General features: G+C 68.7%; 12 protein-coding genes. 3 read left to right on the top strand and 9 right to left on the bottom strand.

Going from position 1 to position 16,033, the window contains the following annotated elements:
- Nucleotides 1-27: 27 nt before the first annotated feature.
- Entirely contained in the window at nt 28-1,092 is a 1,065-nt protein-coding gene (locus KCH87_RS46170) for an ABC transporter permease (RefSeq protein WP_210593979.1), read from the top strand.
- Nucleotides 1,093-1,094: 2 nt separating this feature from the next.
- Complete coding sequence (locus KCH87_RS46165) at nt 1,095-1,886, top strand: ATP-binding cassette domain-containing protein (RefSeq protein ID WP_210593978.1); 792 nt, start codon at nt 1,095-1,097, stop codon at nt 1,884-1,886.
- Between the two features lie 299 nt (nt 1,887-2,185).
- Here the strand turns inward: KCH87_RS46165 and KCH87_RS46160 are convergent, their stop codons facing one another.
- The 8 genes from KCH87_RS46160 to KCH87_RS46125 form a co-directional block, all read right to left on the bottom strand.
- On the bottom strand, nt 2,186-3,202 hold the full coding sequence (locus tag KCH87_RS46160) for a Gfo/Idh/MocA family protein (protein WP_210593977.1): 1,017 nt from the start codon (nt 3,200-3,202) through the stop codon (nt 2,186-2,188).
- A 53-nt stretch (nt 3,203-3,255) separates the two neighbouring features.
- Nucleotides 3,256-4,686, bottom strand: a complete 1,431-nt coding sequence (locus KCH87_RS46155) for a sugar porter family MFS transporter (RefSeq protein ID WP_210593976.1) — start codon at nt 4,684-4,686, stop codon at nt 3,256-3,258.
- A 54-nt stretch (nt 4,687-4,740) separates the two neighbouring features.
- The gene (locus KCH87_RS46150) at nt 4,741-6,237 is read right to left on the bottom strand and encodes a CoA-acylating methylmalonate-semialdehyde dehydrogenase (protein WP_210593975.1); all 1,497 of its coding nucleotides are present in this window, start codon (nt 6,235-6,237) and stop codon (nt 4,741-4,743) included.
- A 29-nt stretch (nt 6,238-6,266) separates the two neighbouring features.
- Entirely contained in the window at nt 6,267-8,150 is a 1,884-nt protein-coding gene (gene iolD, locus KCH87_RS46145) for a 3D-(3,5/4)-trihydroxycyclohexane-1,2-dione acylhydrolase (decyclizing) (protein WP_210593974.1), read from the bottom strand.
- Entirely contained in the window at nt 8,147-9,034 is an 888-nt protein-coding gene (iolB, locus tag KCH87_RS46140) for a 5-deoxy-glucuronate isomerase (protein ID WP_210593973.1), read from the bottom strand. The genes iolD and iolB overlap by 4 nt, the downstream gene beginning before the upstream one ends.
- A 5-nt stretch (nt 9,035-9,039) precedes the next feature.
- The gene (locus KCH87_RS46135) at nt 9,040-9,912 is read right to left on the bottom strand and encodes an aldolase (RefSeq protein ID WP_210593972.1); all 873 of its coding nucleotides are present in this window, start codon (nt 9,910-9,912) and stop codon (nt 9,040-9,042) included.
- A gap of 4 nt (nt 9,913-9,916) precedes the next feature.
- Entirely contained in the window at nt 9,917-10,897 is a 981-nt protein-coding gene (iolC, locus tag KCH87_RS46130) for a 5-dehydro-2-deoxygluconokinase (protein ID WP_210593994.1), read from the bottom strand.
- Nucleotides 10,898-11,914: 1,017 nt separating this feature from the next.
- Nucleotides 11,915-13,135 (bottom strand): metallophosphoesterase, encoded by a 1,221-nt coding sequence (locus tag KCH87_RS46125; protein ID WP_210593971.1) that lies wholly within the window; start codon nt 13,133-13,135, stop codon nt 11,915-11,917.
- A gap of 653 nt (nt 13,136-13,788) precedes the next feature.
- On the opposite strand from KCH87_RS46125, the gene KCH87_RS46120 reads away from it, so the two are divergent.
- Entirely contained in the window at nt 13,789-14,586 is a 798-nt protein-coding gene (locus KCH87_RS46120) for an SDR family oxidoreductase (RefSeq protein WP_210593970.1), read from the top strand.
- 493 nt (nt 14,587-15,079) lie between these two features.
- On the opposite strand, the gene KCH87_RS46115 is transcribed toward KCH87_RS46120, so the two are convergent.
- Complete coding sequence (locus tag KCH87_RS46115) at nt 15,080-15,484, bottom strand: hypothetical protein (protein ID WP_210593969.1); 405 nt, start codon at nt 15,482-15,484, stop codon at nt 15,080-15,082.
- Nucleotides 15,485-16,033: the final 549 nt, after the last annotated feature.

Below are 16,033 nucleotides of genomic sequence, written 5' to 3'. Positions count from 1 at the left end.
CAGTTCTCCGAAGGTGACACGACTCCGATGACAACCTCACTTCCCGACACGACGGCCGAGAAAGAGACCGCCGTCGCTCCCCTGAAGCAGTCCGAGAGCCCGCTGGGGCAACTGCGACATCGTCCCGAGGTCGGCGCGCTCATCGGAACAATCAGCGTCTTCGTCTTCTTCGCGATCTTCGGAGGCGAGAAATTCCTGGCCCCGGCAGGCGCGGCGAGCTGGCTGAACATCGCCGCCGAGCTCGGCATCATCGCCATCCCCGTCGGACTGCTGATGATCGCCGGTGAGCTCGACGTGTCCGTGGGCTCGGTGCTGGCCGGCAGCTCGATGACGCTGGCCATCGTCTCCGGCCACTGGGGCGCTCCCATGATCGTCGGCATCCTGTGCGCGCTCGGACTCGGGCTCCTGACCGGGCTGCTCAACGGGATCATCGTCACGCGCACCAACGTTCACTCACTGATCGTCACGCTGGCCACACTGTCCGGCATGGCCGGTCTCACCCTCGGTCTGTCGCGCGTCACGACCGGCACCACGAGCGTCCCCATCAGCCCCGACCCGCTGTCGAAGAGGATGTTCGGGCAGCTGATCGGCGGCCAGTTCGAGGTCGCGATCTTCTGGTGGCTCGGCATGGCGGCCCTCGTCACGGTGCTGCTGACGATGATGAAGTACGGCAACTGGATCTTCGCCATCGGCGGTGACAAGGAAAGCGCCCGCGCCACCGGCATCCCGGTCAACAGGGTGAAGATCGCCCTGTACATGGGCAGCGGATTCGGCGCCGCCCTGGTCGGCGTGATCCAGACCATCCTCTACAACGGCGCCCAGGTCGCCAACGGCCAGTCCTTCGTCTTCAACTCCATCATCGCGGTGGTCATCGGCGGCGTACTGCTCACCGGCGGCTACGGATCCGTCGTCGGCGTCGGGCTGGGGACGTTGACCTTCGCCATCGTCAACCAGGGCATCTACTACACCGGTTGGAACTCCGACTGGGCCAGCCTGATCCTCGGCATCCTCATCCTCACGGCCGTCCTGATGAACAACACGTTCCGTCGGCTCGCCCTGTCCTACAAGCCCCGCACCGCGAAGAAGGCCTGACCATGACCCCACCCGTGCTGCGCCTGGAAGGCATCAGCAAGTCGTTCCTCGGCACCAACGCGCTCCAAGACATCTCCCTCGAAGTGAACGCCGGGAAGGTGCTGTGCCTGCTCGGCGACAACGGCGCCGGCAAGTCCACCCTGATCAAGATCATATCCGGGTTCCACAAGCCCACCACCGGCACCATCGAGGTCAACGGCGAACCGATCGTCTTCGAAAGCCCCCGCGACGCCAGCACACGCGGCATCGCCACCGTGCACCAGTTCGGTGGCACGTTCCCGCTGATGGGCGTCGGGCGCTGCTTCTTCGTCGGCGCCGAACCCACCAAGGGCTGGGGCCCGTTCAAGCTGTTCGACAAGAAGCTGGCGGGCGAGATCGCCGTACGTGAGATGCAGTCCCTCGGCATCACCCGCGTCACCGACGGCGGCCGCCTCGTGGGCAGCCTCTCCGTCGGTGAGCGCCAGGCCCTGGCCATCGCGCGTGCCGTCTACTTCGGGGCCAACGTCCTCATCCTCGACGAGCCCACGGCGGCGCTCGGCGTCAAGGAGGCCGCCCACGTCCTGCGGATCATCATGCAGGCCCGTGCCAAGGGCGTCGCGGTCATCCTCGTCACCCACAACGTCCGGCACGCCATGATGGTCGGCGACCACTTCGCCGTCCTCATCCGCGGCCAGAAGGCCGACGACTTCCGCAAGGGCGAGCGCACCCGGGAGGAGATCACCGACCTCATGGCCGGCGGCGAAGCCATGGCCGACCTCGAAGCCGAGTTGGCACAGCTGCAGGCCGACGCCTGATCGTCGCGCGGCCTCCCGCGCAGAGAGCCGCCCAGGGCTGGTGCCCTGGGCGGCTTTGGCGTGCGGAAAGCCGTGCATGGAGCACATGCGACGGCCCGCAAGGGAGCCTGCTGGCGGGCGTCGAGCCTCGTTCGAGCCCGCAGCCGCGGAAGGTCCGCTGGTTGTCGTCGGTGACCACGACGTTTCGTGCGTCGCAGTGCTGGTCTGTCCGCCGTACCGATCGGCCCACCGGCGAAAAGACGCCGGCCGTCCGCTCCAAGAGCGGACGGCCGGCGGTGTTCGCCCTTGTCAGACGGCCTTCACGCGGTGCCGCCGTAGAACGCGGGCCGGGGCTTCATGTCCGTGGTGACGATGCGGCCCGACTGCCGTGCCTCGACCGTGGCGTTGGAGATGACGGTCGCGGCGTAGCCGTCCCAAGCGGACGGACCGGTGGGCTCGTTGCCGGCGGCGATCTCCGCGATCCACTCGCGGAACTCGGTGTCGAAGGCATCCGCGAAGCGGGCCACCCAGTCCGTGAGCACCTCCGAGCTGTGCTGCCCCGCGGTGCGCACGCCGACCGCGGCGGGGTCGGGCAGCCGGACGAGGCCCTCCTCGCCGACGGTCTCGCACTGGATGTCGTAGCCGTACTGGCAGTTGACGAAGACCTCGAGATCGATGCGGACGCCCTTGGCGGTCTCGAAGAGCATGATCTGCGGGTCCTTCAGGTGCGCGAACCGCTTGCTCGTGGCGCGCGGCAGGACCACCTGCGTGGAGACGATCTCGTCGTCGAGGAGCCAGCGCAGGACGTCGATCTCATGCACCGCCGAGTCGAGCGCGGCCATGTCGGTGTGGTACGACTCGGGTACGGTCGGGTTGCGGTGGGCGCAGTGCACCACGAGCGGTTCGCCGATGCGGCCGGAGTCGATGACCTGCTTCATCTGCCGATAGCCGGCGTCGAAGCGGCGCATGAAGCCGACCTGCACCAGGCGGCGGCCGTGGGCCCGCTCGGCCTCGACGATGCGCAGACAGTCCTCGGCGCTCGTGGCGAGGGGCTTCTCGCAGAACACCGGCTTCCCGGCGGCTATCGCGTTCAGCACGTGCTCGGCATGGGTGGGGCCCCAGGACGTGACAAGCACCGCGTCGACGTCGCCCGCCGCGATCAGCTCGGCGCCGTTCGCGAACACCTGGGCGCCGACCCTGGCCGCCGCCTCGTCGGCGCGAGCGGCGTCGATGTCGGTGACCGCGGTGACCTGGGCGCCGGTCACGGTCCCGGCGAGCCGGCGGATGTGTTCCTGGCCGATCCAGCCGGCTCCGATCACTCCTACGCGCACAGTCATGGGAGTTCCTTTCTGCGCCCCCGGACCCCGACGGGACCGGTGGCAGGGGGTGTTCAGGAGAAGCGGGCCTTGAGTTCGTGTTCGAGGTTCTCGAGTGTGCGTCCGCGCGTCTCGGGCACGTACTGCTTGACGAAGGCGACCGCGAGAATGCCGAGGGCGACGAAGACGAAGAACGTGTTGGACACGCCGACCGCGTCGACCAGGATCGGGAAGACCAGCCCGATGAGGAAGTTGGTGATCCACAGGGCGAAGGCCGCGATGCCCAGGCCGAAGCCCCGCATTTTCAGCGGGAAGATCTCGGACAACATCAGCCAGGTCACCGGGGAGATCGCGCCCTGCTGGAAGGCGAGGAAGGTGATGGTCATCGCCAGGACCGCGAACGCGCGGCCGTCACCGGCGGGCATGACGAGGGAGAAGACGCCTATCAGCAACTGGGCGGCAATGGTGCCGAGTTGGCCGATCATGAGCATCGGGCGGCGGTTGACGCGGCCCAGCAGCCAGATGCCGACGAAGGTGGCCAGCACGGAGATCACGCCGTTGGCGATGTTCGCGGTGAGGGCGCTGTCGGCGGCGAAGCCGGCGTCGGTGAGGATCTGGGTGCCGTAGTACATGATCGTGTTCACACCGGTGATCTGCATGACGATCGCGATGCCGATGCCCACCAGGACCAGCTTGCGTACCCACGGCACACGGAGGTCGTTCCAGCCGCCGAGCTTGGCCTTCTCGTCCTCGACGGCCATCGCGCTGACCTCGCTGAGCTCGGCCTCGGCACGCTGTTCGGAGCGGACCTGCTTCAGGACGGCCAGTGCGTCCGCGTACCGGCCCTGGGAGGCGAGCCAGCGGGGGCTCTCCGGCATGACCAGCATGCCGAACCACAGCGCGACCGCGGGCAGGGTCGCGACGACCAGCATCCAGCGCCAGATGCCGCCCGACTCGCCGCCGACGTTGGCGATGATCGCGTTGAAGGTGAACGCCGCCAGCTGACCGCTGACGATCATCAGCTCGTTACGGGTGACCAGACGCCCGCGGCGTTCGGCGGGCGAGATCTCCGCCAGGTACACCGGCACGGTCACCGAGGCACCACCGACCGCGAGGCCGAGCACGAAGCGTGCCACGATCATGAGTTCGGTGTTCGGGGCCAGGGTGCAGCCGAGTGCGCCGAAGAAGAAGATCACGGCGAGGAGCAGGATGTTGCGGCGTCGGCCCCGCGCGTCGGAGAGTCGGCCGCCGAGCAGCGAACCGAGCGCCGCGCCGAGCAGGAGCGAGCTGGTGACCATGCCCTCGGTGAAGGGGGTCAGGCCCAGGTCGTCGGTCATGTAGGGCAGGGCGCCGTTGATGACGCCGGTGTCGTAGCCGAAGAGGAGGCCGCCGAAGGTGGCGATGACGGTGATGATCCGCAGTCGCCTCCGGACGGGAGGCGGAGCGTCATCGATGAGGGTGGATGGCGTTAGGGCCTGGGTCACGTCGTCGTCTTTGACGTCCATGGCCGTCTCCTGTCGCTGTGGGGTCGGGGAGGGGGAGGGGGCGGCTGTCCGCCGTCAGTTGGAGGTGGGGAAGTTGAAGCCGGCGGTGACCTGCTGGGCGGTCTGGGGCCAGCGGGTGGTGACGACCTTGGGGCGGGTGTAGAAGCGGATGCCTTCGGGGCCGTGGATGGGGGAGTCGCCGATGAGGGAGTCCTTCCAGCCGCCGAAGGAGTAGTACGACATCGGGACGGGCACGGGGACGTTGATGCCGATCATGCCGACGTTGATCTTGCGCTGGAATCGGCGGGCGGCTTCGCCGGAGGCGGTGAACAGGGCGGTGCCGTTGCCGTAGGGGTTGGCGTTGATGAGGTCGATGGCCTGGTCGAGGCTGTCGGTGCGGACGATCGCCAGAACCGGACCGAACAGCTCTTCCTTGTAGGCGTCCATCTCGGTGGTGACGTGGTCGAGGAGGGACGGCCCGGTGAAGAAGCCGTCCTCGTGCCCGTCGATCTTCAGCCCGCGGCCGTCGACGACGACGGTGGCGCCCTGCGTGGCAGCGGTGCCGACGGCGCTTTCGACGCGCTCCTGGGCAGTCTTGGTGACCAGCGGGCCCATCTCGGTGCCGGGGGTGTCCCCGGGGCCGACCTTCACCTCGCGGGCCTTGCGTTCCAGCACCTCCACCAGTGCGTCGGCGGCGTCACCCACGGCGACGGCGACGGAGACGGCCATGCAGCGTTCGCCGGCGGAGCCGTAGGCGCCGGCAGTGATGTGGTTGGCGGCGAACTCCAGGTCGGCGTCGGGCAGGACGACGGCGTGGTTCTTCGCGCCGCCGAGGGCCTGGACGCGCTTGCCGTGCGAAGTGGCCTGCTCGTGTACGTACTTGGCGATCGGGGTCGACCCGACGAAGGAGACGGCCTCGATGCCGGGATGGGTGAGGATCGCGTCCACCGCGTCCTTGCCGCCGTGGACGACGTTGAACACGCCGTCCGGCAGACCGGCGCGCTGATACAGCTCGGCGACGAAGTTGGCGGCCGACGGGTCGCGCTCACTGGGCTTGAGGATGAAGGTGTTGCCGGTCGCGATCGCCATCGGGTGCATCCAAAGAGGCACCATGGCGGGGAAGTTGAAGGGCGTGATGCCCGCGACGACGCCGAGCGGCTGCCGGAAGTTGTGGACGTCGACGCCGCGGGAGACCTGGTCGGAGAAGGAGCCCTTCAACACGTCGCCGAGGCCGCAGGCGAACTCCACGACCTCGCGGCCGCGGGTGATCTCGCCGCGGGCGTCGTCGACGGTCTTGCCGTGCTCGGCGGAGATGATCCGGCCCAGCTCCTCCTCGTGATCGACGAGGAGCTGGCGGAAGGCGAACATGACCTGGGTGCGCTGGGACAGCGAGGACTCCGACCAGGTCTCGAAGGCCTGCGCGGCAGCCGCGACGGCCGCGTCCACGTCGGCGGCCGAGCCCAGGGCGACCCGGGCCTGCTCCTGGCCGGTGGCCGGGTTGAACACGGGCGCGGTCTGCGGGCCTCTGCCGGCGGTGGGGGAGCCGTTGATCCAGTGCTGGATGGTCTTCACGGTGAGGGTTTCCTTTGCGGGAAAGGGACTTACAGGTAGTGGCGCTGGGTGCGCTTGTGGGCGGCGTACGTCTCGTAGGCGGCGCGGGTGGAGTCCAGGGCAGACGTCTGGCTGACGGGGACGTCCCACCAGCCGTGGCCGGGTGGGTTGGGCCCGTACAGGTCGGTCTCGACGTGGACGACGGTGGTGCGGGTGGCGGCCTTGGCCTTCTCCATCGCCGTACGGAACTCGTCGACGCTCGTGGCGTGCAGGACGTCCGCGCCCAGGGAAGAGGCGTTGGCGGCCAGGTCTACCGGGAGTACGTCACCGTCGAGCAGGCCCGAGCCACCCTCGCGGTAGCGGTACTTGGTGCCGAACCGCTGGGACCCGAGCGACTCGGACAGGGCTCCGATGGAGGCGAAGCCGTGGTTCTGGACCAGGACGATGATGACCTTCAGGCCTTCGGAGACCATGGTCACGATCTCCTGAGCCATCATCAGATACGAGCCGTCCCCGACAAGCACGACCACCTCGCGCGACGGATCGGCCATCTTCGCGCCGACGCCCGCGGCCACCTCGTAGCCCATGCACGAATACGCGTACTCCACGTGGTAGGCCTTCGGATCCCTTGCCCGCCACAGCTGTTGCAGGTCGCCGGGCATGGAGCCGGCCGCGTTGATGACCACGGCCCGGTCGTCGAGGACATCATTGAGGGCACCCAGAATCTGTGTCTGGGCGGGAAGGTCCCCCGTGTTCCGCTCCGGTGCGAAGCACTCCTCCTCGATCTCCCGGGTACGGGCGATGAGTTGACGCGTCCGGTCCCGATACTCCTGGTCCACCTCCCAGTCGGCCAGAGCTCCGGCGAGGGCCTGGACGCCGAGCCGGGCGTCGGCCACCAGGGGTTCCGCGGAGTGCTTGACGGCGTCGAGGCGGGCGACGTTGAGGTTGACGAAGGTGACGTCGGGATTGGCGAAGACGGTGTGGCTGGCGGTGGTGAAGTCGGAGTAGCGGGTGCCGATGCCGAGGACGACGTCGGCTTCGCGTGCCAGTTCGTTGGCCGCGTGGGCGCCGGTGGAGCCGATGCCGCCGACCGCGTACGGGTGGTCCCAGGGCACGGCGCCCTTGCCCGCGTGCGTGTCCGCGACCGGAATGCCGGTGGCCTCGGCGAACGCCCGCAGCTCGGTCTCGGCACCGGAGTACACGGTTCCGCCACCCGCGACGATCAGCGGCTTCTTTGCGTTCCGTAGCAGCCGCGCGGCCCGCTCGACGGCGGCCGGCTCGGGCACCGGGCGGCCCACGTGCCAGACCCGGTGGCGGAAGAAGGAGACGGGCCAGTCGTACGCCTCGGCCTGCACGTCCTGCGGCAGGGAGAGGGTGACGGCGCCGGTCTCGACCGGGTCGGTGAGCACCCGCATCGCGGCGAGGGCGGCCGGGATCAGTTGCTCGGGGCGGGAGATGCGGTCGAAGTACTTGGATACGGCGCGGAAGGCGTCGTTGACGGTGACGTCGCCGCCGCGGGTGTCCTCCAGTTGCTGGAGTACGGGGTCGGCGGCGCGGGTGGCGAACATGTCGCTGGGCAGGAGGAGTACCGGGAGGCGGTTGGTGGTGGCGAGGGCGGCGCCCGTGATCATGTTCGTGGAGCCGGGGCCCGTCGACGCCGTGCAGGCGAAGGTGGCCAGCCGGTCGCGCATCTTCGCGTAGGCCACCGAAGCGTGCACCATGCCCTGCTCGTTGCGGGCCAAGTAGTAGGGAAGGTCGGCCTCTTGGGTGACGGCGGCCTGTAGCAGGGCCTGTCCGATGCCGGCCACGTTGCCGTGTCCGAAGATGCCCCAAGCGCCGGGGATCAGCCGCTGCTCCTGGCCGTCGCGCTCGCTGTACTGGTTGGCCAGGAAACGGACCAGGGCCTGGGCGGTGGTGAGGCGGACGGTGTTCATCGCTCGTTGAGTCCTTCGAAGGGCAGCCGGTTGTCGACGTCCTGGGTTTCCCAGGTGCCGCGGACCCAGCCGTGGGCGGGGTCGTCGCAGATCAGCCAGGCGCGGTCCTGGCCGGGGCCGGCCATGACGTTGAGGTAGTAGAGGTCGTAGCCGGGTGCGGCGATGGACGGGCCGTGCCAGCCGTGCGGGATCAACACCGTCTCGCCGGAACGGACTTCGGCGAGCACGTCGATCGGCCGGTCCTCGGTGCCGTAGACGCGCTGGTATCCGAAGCCGTTCTCGCCGCCGGAGACCTCGAAGTAGTAGATCTCCTCCAGCTCCGACTCGACCGGGTTGCCGGCCTCGTCCGTGCGGGCCTCGTCGTGCTTGTGCGGCGGATACGACGACCAGTTGCCACCGGGGGTCAGTACCTCGCACACCAGCAGCTGCTCGGCCTCGAACGTGCCCGGCAGGCAGTAGTTGTTGACCTGCCGCGAGCACGCGCCCGCGCCGCGCAGTTCGACGGGCACGTCCTCCTTGCGCCCGTACCGAGCCGAGTGACCTCCCTGCTCGGTACGGGCGGAGGGCAGCGCGTACGTCCCACCGTGCGCGCTGCTGATCAGGGCCTCCGATTCGCGCGGCAAGTAGGCGAAGTCGGTGGCTGAGGCGAACACGCTTGTCCGGCCGGTGAGTTCGATGGTCCTGCCGTCCGTGGTGACGGTGCAGGAGCCCGTCAGCGGCAGGACCAGGAACTCGGACTCTCCGGTGGACAGAGTGTGCGCCTCGCCCGGCCGCAGGGTCAGGATCCTGAGGCCGGAGTATCCCCAGCCCGCCGACTCAGGTGTGACCAGGAGGTCGTACGGGCCATCGGCCGAGGTCCCTTTGGGAAGGTGGTACTTGCTCATGGACGTCACAGCAGGCTCACCGCCCGGTCCACGGCACCGGCGACATCGCCGTCCGAGGGGTAGAGGAGGGAGCGGCCGACGACTAGGCCCTGCGCGGTGGGCTGCTTCAGCGCCTTGCCCCAGGAGGCGAAGGCGGCGTCGGGGTCCTTGACCTCGCCGCCGAGCAGCAGTGCCGGGAAGGTGGAGGAGGCCAGGACGCGTTCCATGTCGTCGACGACAGGCAGTTTCAGCCAGGTGTAGGCGGTGCGGCGGCCCAGTCCCGAGGCGATGGTGATCGACTTGACGACGGCGTCCGTCGAGAGGTCGTTGCGGATCCTGCCGTCCAGCCACACTGATATGAAAGGCTCGACCAGGGCCATGAGTTGACGGTCATTCAGCTCATTGACGGCTCGTGCCGCCTCGGACAGGGCGGCCGGGGTGGCCGGGTCGTCGAGGGCGATGCGGGTGAGCATCTTGCCGCCGTCGAAGCCCATCGCGGCGATGGTCTCGGCGTCGTAGCCGGTGAACCGGTCGTCGATCTCGAAGACGGAGCCCGCAAGCCCGGCCCGGTTCATGGAGCCGAAGACGCTCTTGCCGTCCAGGACGCCGAGCAGCAGCAGGTCCTCCAGGATGTCGGCGGTGGCCAGCACGCCCGTCACACCCGGCCGCTCCAGGGCGACGCACAGGCGGTCCAGCAGCCTGAAGCGGTCGGCCATGGCGGTGGAGTCGCCACCGACGCCGTTGGCGCCGCGCGCCGGGTGGTCGGCGGCGATGATCATCGCCTTGCCGTGCTCGCCGAGCGGCGACGTGGCCTTGACACGTCGGGTGGCGGCGGCCGCGACGGCGTCGGGGTCGTTCACCCGGGCGTCCACGATCCGGCTCAGGTTGTCGGACAGCACGTCGTCAGGCCTTTCGTTCGGTGGAGGCTTCGGCGGGGGCGGGAGATGCCTCGCGGAGCTTGGTGTCGACCTCGGCCTCGGTGGGCATCGCGTCGGAGCAGGCCAGCCGGCCCGCGACGATGGCGCCTGCGGCGTTGGCGAAGGCCACCGTGGTGCGGGTGCTCCAGCCGGACAGCAGGCCGTGGCAGAGCGCGCCGCCGAAGGCGTCACCGGCACCGAGCCCGTTGACGACATCCACCGGGACCGGCGGGATCTCGGCGGCCGAGCCGTCCCGGTCCATGGCCAGCACACCCTTCGGCCCCTGCTTCACCACCGCCAGCTCCACACCGGCCGCCAGCAGTGCCTTCGCGGCGGCGTACGGCTCGCGCTCACCAGTGGCGACCTCGCACTCGTCGAGGTTGCCCACCGCAACCGTCGTATGACGCAGGGCCTCGGCGTAGTGGCCGCGGGCCTCGGCCGGGTCGGCCCAGAACATCGGCCGCCAGTCGAGGTCGAACACCGTCGTGCCCGCCTTCGCCCGGTGCGCCAGGGCGGCGAGGGTGGCCGAGCGGCTCGGCTCCTCGCTCAGCCCCGTGCCGGTGATCCAGAAGATTTGTGCGTCGCGGATCGCGTCCAGGTCCAGCTCGCCCGGCTGGATGTCCAGGTCAGGGGCCTTGGGCAGGCGGTAGAAGTACAGCGGGAAGTCGTCCGGCGGGAAGATCTCGCAGAACGTCACCGGCGTCGGCGCGATGTCCGACGTACCGACGAACCGGCTGTCGACGCCGTAACCCTCCAGGGCCGTGCGGACGAAGTCCCCGAACGGATCACGGCCTGTCTTGGTGATCACGGCAACCGAGTGCCCGTGGCGGGCGGCGGCCACGGCGACGTTGGTCGGGCTGCCGCCCAGGTACTTGCCGAACGACGTGACCTCCGCCAACCCCACACCCGTCTGGAGCGGATACACATCCACCCCGACGCGGCCCATGGTCAGCACTTCGAACGACATCACGCTGGTTTCCCTTCGATCCGGAGTCCCCGGGATGGAGGTGGCGGTGCAGATGACGATGGATTTAGAGCGCTTTAAAACGGCTCTCTAAGGCGAGTACGATGCCGCCAGGCAAATGTCATGTCAATAGGTTGTTGCTACTGGGTTTCCGTGGGCTGCCGGGTCAAGTCCTGGCTGGGCGGAAGGCGCCGCAGCCGGCCGTGCGGCTTGAGCGCGGTCTCGTAGACGACTCACAGCGTCAAACCTGAAAATGCCTATTGACCCGGGATGCCGAAGTGCTCCGCGATCAGGTAGACGGACAGAAGGGCCGGCGTTCCGATTGAGCCCTGGCGACCGGGCGAACTTGGATGCCGTCGGCACCGAGTGTCACTGATAGGGCCGGAGGTCGACCCTGAGCGCACTCTCCAGGGCCGAACGGGGGATGGTAGTGACAGCCGCACCAAACCGCTGCTCCGAACTCAGTACACAACACGCGAGCGCACGGACGTGGCCTCGGCGGCGCGGGACGCCATCCTGCATCGACGGCCTCACGACCGGATGGGAGGGCTCTGGCCGGCCGCCGCGGTTGGGTATCGAGATCTGCTGGATTGGGCCAGGAAGTTGGGCGCGGTGGGGCGGGCCGGGGGTAAGGGACGGGCTCCTTCGCTCGATGCGCCGAACGCGGCCCGGGCGGTGCTGAGCGGCCGGGCCCGCGTTCGGGCCAAGTCAGGTGACGGACCGGTGCAGATCGCCCGGTTGCGCATACTGGCCAGGGCTCCAACTGGTCCGTGGCTGGTCCGGGGACTGCGCGGATTTGCAGTGGTTCACGCCGGAGCGTCTTGGAGTGACTGCGTACAGTGGCTGAAGATCTGGGTTGTCTGGAGGGAAAAGCTCCCTCCAGACAACCGACTTGCAGCTCTGGAAGAAGCCAAGTTTCTTCGGGCTGTATGACCATCCCCGGGCCGACAGCCTCATCTGTTGACGCCGCATCCCTCGGCTCGTGGACTGCTCCAAGCGGATGTGTTGGCCCGTCCAGTGTTACGGCGAGGTGGGCAGGTGTGGGGAGCGGAGTACGAGCAGGGTGATCTCGCTGGGGGCGAAGATGCGGAAGGGCGGGCCCCAGAAGCCGGTGCCGCGGCTGGTGTAGAGGAGGGTGCGGGTGCCGTGGTGGCTGAGGCCGGCGAGGGCGGGCTGGTCGATGCGGACCAGGTGGTGGAAGGGCCAGATCTGGCCGCCGTGGGTGTGGCCGGAGAGTTGGAGGTCGATGCCGTCGGCTGCCGCCCGGTCGACGAACTTGGGCTGGTGTGCCAGGAGCAGGACGGGTAGGTCGGGGTCTGCGCCGTCCAGGGCTCCGGCGAGGTGGGCGCGGTGGCCTGCCAGGCCGGAGGATTCGGCGGTGACGTCGTCCACGCCGGCGACCACGAGGGTGTCGCCTCCGCGTTCGAGCAGCAGATGGCGGTTGCGTAGTGGTTCCCAGCCCAGTTCGTCCATCAGGTCGACCCAGCCCTGGGCCTCGCTGTAGTACTCGTGGTTGCCGGTGACGTATACCCGGGCCCGGGTGGCTCGCACGGTAGCGAGTGGGGTGGCCTGGGCGCGGCGGCGGTCGGCCGTGCCGTCCGCGATGTCGCCGGTGTGGCAGACCAGGTCGGCTTCCAGCGTGTTCACCGTCTCGCACACGCGTGCCGACCAGCGGGCGCGGTCGAGCGGGCCGTAGTGGGTGTCGGTGATGAGGGCGACGCGGGTGCCGTCCAACCCGGCGCCCAGCCGCGGGAGTTGTACGTCGAGGCGGCGCACGCGTGGCACGCGGCGGGCCTCGGCGTACCCCCAGGCGAGCAGTACGGCGGTGATGCCGAGGACGGCCCAAGTGACGATTCGGGCCCGGTCCTGACTCTCGCCGACGCCGGCCACGGTCAGGGCGAGCCGCAATGGGACGCCGAGCAGAATGGACCAGGTGAACAGAACCCAGCTGGTGCCCAGCAGGGTGTCACCGACTATCGCCGCCCGGTCCTGCTGGCGCCGTCCGTGGCCGCGCACCATCGCGAGCGGCATACCGACGAGGCCGAGGGCGAACAGGGCGGTGCCGACCAGCGTGACGGGCAGCGGCCAGTGCTGGCCGGTGTGCAGGAGCATCCAGCAGGGCACGGCCCACAGCAGGACGGGGGCGATCAGGGGGATGTAGCGCGTCAGGCGGTGCAGTCGGCTCTGCCGCGGAGCTTGCACTTCACTGTCGGCGGGTCGGGTGTTGCTGGTGTCGGTCACGCTTCCCCTTTCTGGCCGGGCTGCCGTCTCGCGCACTGTATCCGGTCGTCCTCGGGCCGGTCGGACGGGCGTTCAGGGGGGCGGCCCCGCGGGGCGAAGGGTTCTCTGCGGGATGGCAAGACTCCGCCGTGGACACGATGAAGCGCTCCGGGTCCGATGCAGGCTCCGGACTGTCCCGAGTGGGGTGGAGTCGAGTTGCTTGGTGTCAGGCTGCCGGTCGCCATCGTCGTGATCGCTGCCACCTGCACCCGGGCAAGTCATTGCGTGTTGTTGTTCGGCCTGCCGTGCCGCGTCTGTGAGGTGACTCCCGTGGGGCCGGCCTCGGCCATGATGCAGTCACCGGAGGGTCTGTTTGCCGGACTGACCCGGTGCCCGATCGGCCCGCCGGCGCACCCGGAGCGGACGATCTGCGCGGAGAGCGACCCGCAACTCACCCTCACACCGGCAGGTCGGCGGGCAGTCTGCCACTTCGCCGGCGAACACGTCGCGGGTCAGCCCTCGACCGGCCCGTGAAGTGCGGCAGCAAGCCGTGGCGATCTGCGGCCGGGAAGCCATGTTCGCCGACCTCGCGAGGGCATCCTCACCCCTGAGGGCGTATGGCGCGCCCACAGCTGGGAGGGCTGAGACGGATGGCACACGTCGACGGAAAGCGGATGGGAACCCTCGATGGAAAGACCGCGCTGATCACCGGCGCGGGTACCGGCATCGGCCGGGAAACGGCGCTGTTGCTGGCGGGGGAGGGGGCGAGGGTGGTCCTCGTCGGACGCAGGCAGCACGTCCTCGACGAGGTCGCCGCAGTGATCGAGAAGGCCGGCGGCACGGCCTTCACCCACTCCACGCACGTCGAGAACGCCGGCGAGGTCCGCGAGCTCGTCGCCTGGACGCGAGAGGTGGCCGGGCCCGTCGACATCCTCGTCAACAACGCGGGCGGCGCGAGCAAGGTCCTGGACGTCCGCTGGATCAGCGAGGAGGAGTGGAACGACGTCATGGGCGTCAACCTCACCGCCGTATACCTCCTCACCCAGGCCGTGCTCCCGGACATGCTGGAGCACGGCGGCGGCTCGATCATCACGGTGTCCTCGCTCGCCGCGGTGCGGCCCACCCTCCTCGGCGGAGCACCGTACGGCGCGGCCAAGGCGGGCGTGCGCAACTTCATGACGTATCTGCACAACACCTTCCGCAACGACGTCATCCGCGCCACCTGCATCCTGCCCGGCGAGGTGAACACACCGATCCTCGACAGCCGCGCCGTCCCGCCGAGCGAGGAGAAGCGGGCGGCCATGGTGCAGCCGGAGGACGTGGCGCGAGCCGTGCTGCTGTGCGCCTCGCTCCCGCAGCGGACGGTCGTCGAGGAACTGGTGATCGCGCCTACGCTGCCGCGGGACACGTCGGCCGACATCGAGATCAGCCGCTGGATCGGGGCCCCCGAGGATGCGCGCCCTATGAATTGAGAAGACCGCCGCATGTGAACAGAGGTGTGCAGAAGGACTGGTAGAAGATGGGCAGGGCTTACGCCCCCCGCCCTGCCTGTGGCCCAAGTGACCTGGTGCATGGTTGGCCGTGGCCCAGTGTTCAGGCAGCTCGTTGAACAGTGCCTGATGGGGCTGGGCGCGCGTCAGTTGATCGTGGCGGAGTGTGGATCACTGGATTGTCGTCGGACATGATCGCTGAACTCGTCGCCGACGGAGGGTCGTTGTGGCACGAACCCCGGATGCATGTTCCGACTTGCTGGCTCTTGGCCCGAAGCGAGGCGCTGGAAAAGCAGAGTTGGTTGCGGATCCCCTCGACGAGCGGAAGGCGGTGCGTGAGTCGACGAGGCGGTCCGGCGGAGGCAAGAGTACACAGACTCCTTTACTCGGCCGAGTACGCTGGACACTGACCTCGAAGAACGACCCGTCGAACGCCGCTCACGGACCACCCACTGGGGGTCAAGGGGTCGCAGGTTCAAATCCTGTCGTCCCGACGGTGTTCACCAGCGGGTCTGCCGGAAACGGCGGGCCCGCTGGATGCGTTCGGGCGACACGTGATGGCGGCGTGATGGCAGTCGGACCCGCCGCCTGCGATGCGGGCGGCATTGAGCCACAGATCGCCCCTGATCTGGGTACCGAACAGGGACACTCCACCACTGGCCAACTGGTTGAGTGTCAGATCACCGTCCACACGCAGTCGGTCGGCGCTCAGCCGAGGTATGTGGCAGCCCGTGAGGTCCGCCGCACGCAGCGAGGCGTCATCGAGTTCCACCGGCGCGTCGAAACGGCAATCGACCAGGGAGAATGGGATCTCGATCGTGGCGTATTGCAGCTGAAGCCGCCCGGTTATGTGCGCACCGATCAGCTGCAGTCGTGGCACCGCCCCCGGCCCTGGCGCTGGGGGCTCCAGCAAGAGGGCGGCAACAACCTCGGCAGGGACTTCCTGGGGCACGGAGCCTTCGGACGGGGAGGCTGCCAGATTGAGAGGCTCGCCGTCGCGTACTGCTTGCCACAAGCGCTGCGAGGTCCCATTCCAATGGGCCGGTGGTGAAGTCACTCTGAATTTCAGCACGAGACCGGGAGGGTTCGAAGTTGTCGTCGCTTCAGCCCGCGTTCAGTTCATCGAGCTGTTCCTCGTCCAGTCGCTTGCCCATGTCCATCAGCAGATCCTCAAGACATGGCAGGGCGCCATGCCATGGGGGATGCCTGCGAGGGACCATGTACTGACACAGAAGTATCCGACGAGGTATCACCTGCGGACAGCCCGCTCGCGCACACAGGTGTCGCGATGTGCGGCGACCTATGGGCAGCGGGTGCCCCCCCGGGTTGTCTGGGTACGGGTCTGTCCTGTCCGCTGGGGGAAGGCCGCGTGGGGGTGTTGCTGTGCGTATGGGCGTCCCTCCTGCATACATCGAGGGGCGAGTCGCCG

The organism is Streptomyces sp. GESEQ-35, from assembly GCF_017948485.1.
Classification (GTDB): Bacteria; Actinomycetota; Actinomycetes; order Streptomycetales; family Streptomycetaceae; genus Streptomyces.
This window is presented reverse-complemented; position numbering and strand designations above follow the sequence as displayed.

Coding starts and splice junctions, on each gene's coding strand:
- KCH87_RS46160 (WP_210593977.1), bottom strand. CDS start 3,202: ATGACTGTGCGCGTAGGAGTGATCGGAGCCGGCTGGATCGGCCAGGAA.
- KCH87_RS46120 (WP_210593970.1), top strand. CDS start 13,789: ATGGGAACCCTCGATGGAAAGACCGCGCTGATCACCGGCGCGGGTACC.
- KCH87_RS46165 (WP_210593978.1), top strand. CDS start 1,095: ATGACCCCACCCGTGCTGCGCCTGGAAGGCATCAGCAAGTCGTTCCTC.
- iolD (WP_210593974.1), bottom strand. CDS start 8,150: ATGAACACCGTCCGCCTCACCACCGCCCAGGCCCTGGTCCGTTTCCTG.
- iolB (WP_210593973.1), bottom strand. CDS start 9,034: ATGAGCAAGTACCACCTTCCCAAAGGGACCTCGGCCGATGGCCCGTAC.
- KCH87_RS46155 (WP_210593976.1), bottom strand. CDS start 4,686: ATGGACGTCAAAGACGACGACGTGACCCAGGCCCTAACGCCATCCACC.
- iolC (WP_210593994.1), bottom strand. CDS start 10,897: ATGTCGTTCGAAGTGCTGACCATGGGCCGCGTCGGGGTGGATGTGTAT.
- KCH87_RS46170 (WP_210593979.1), top strand. CDS start 28: ATGACAACCTCACTTCCCGACACGACGGCCGAGAAAGAGACCGCCGTC.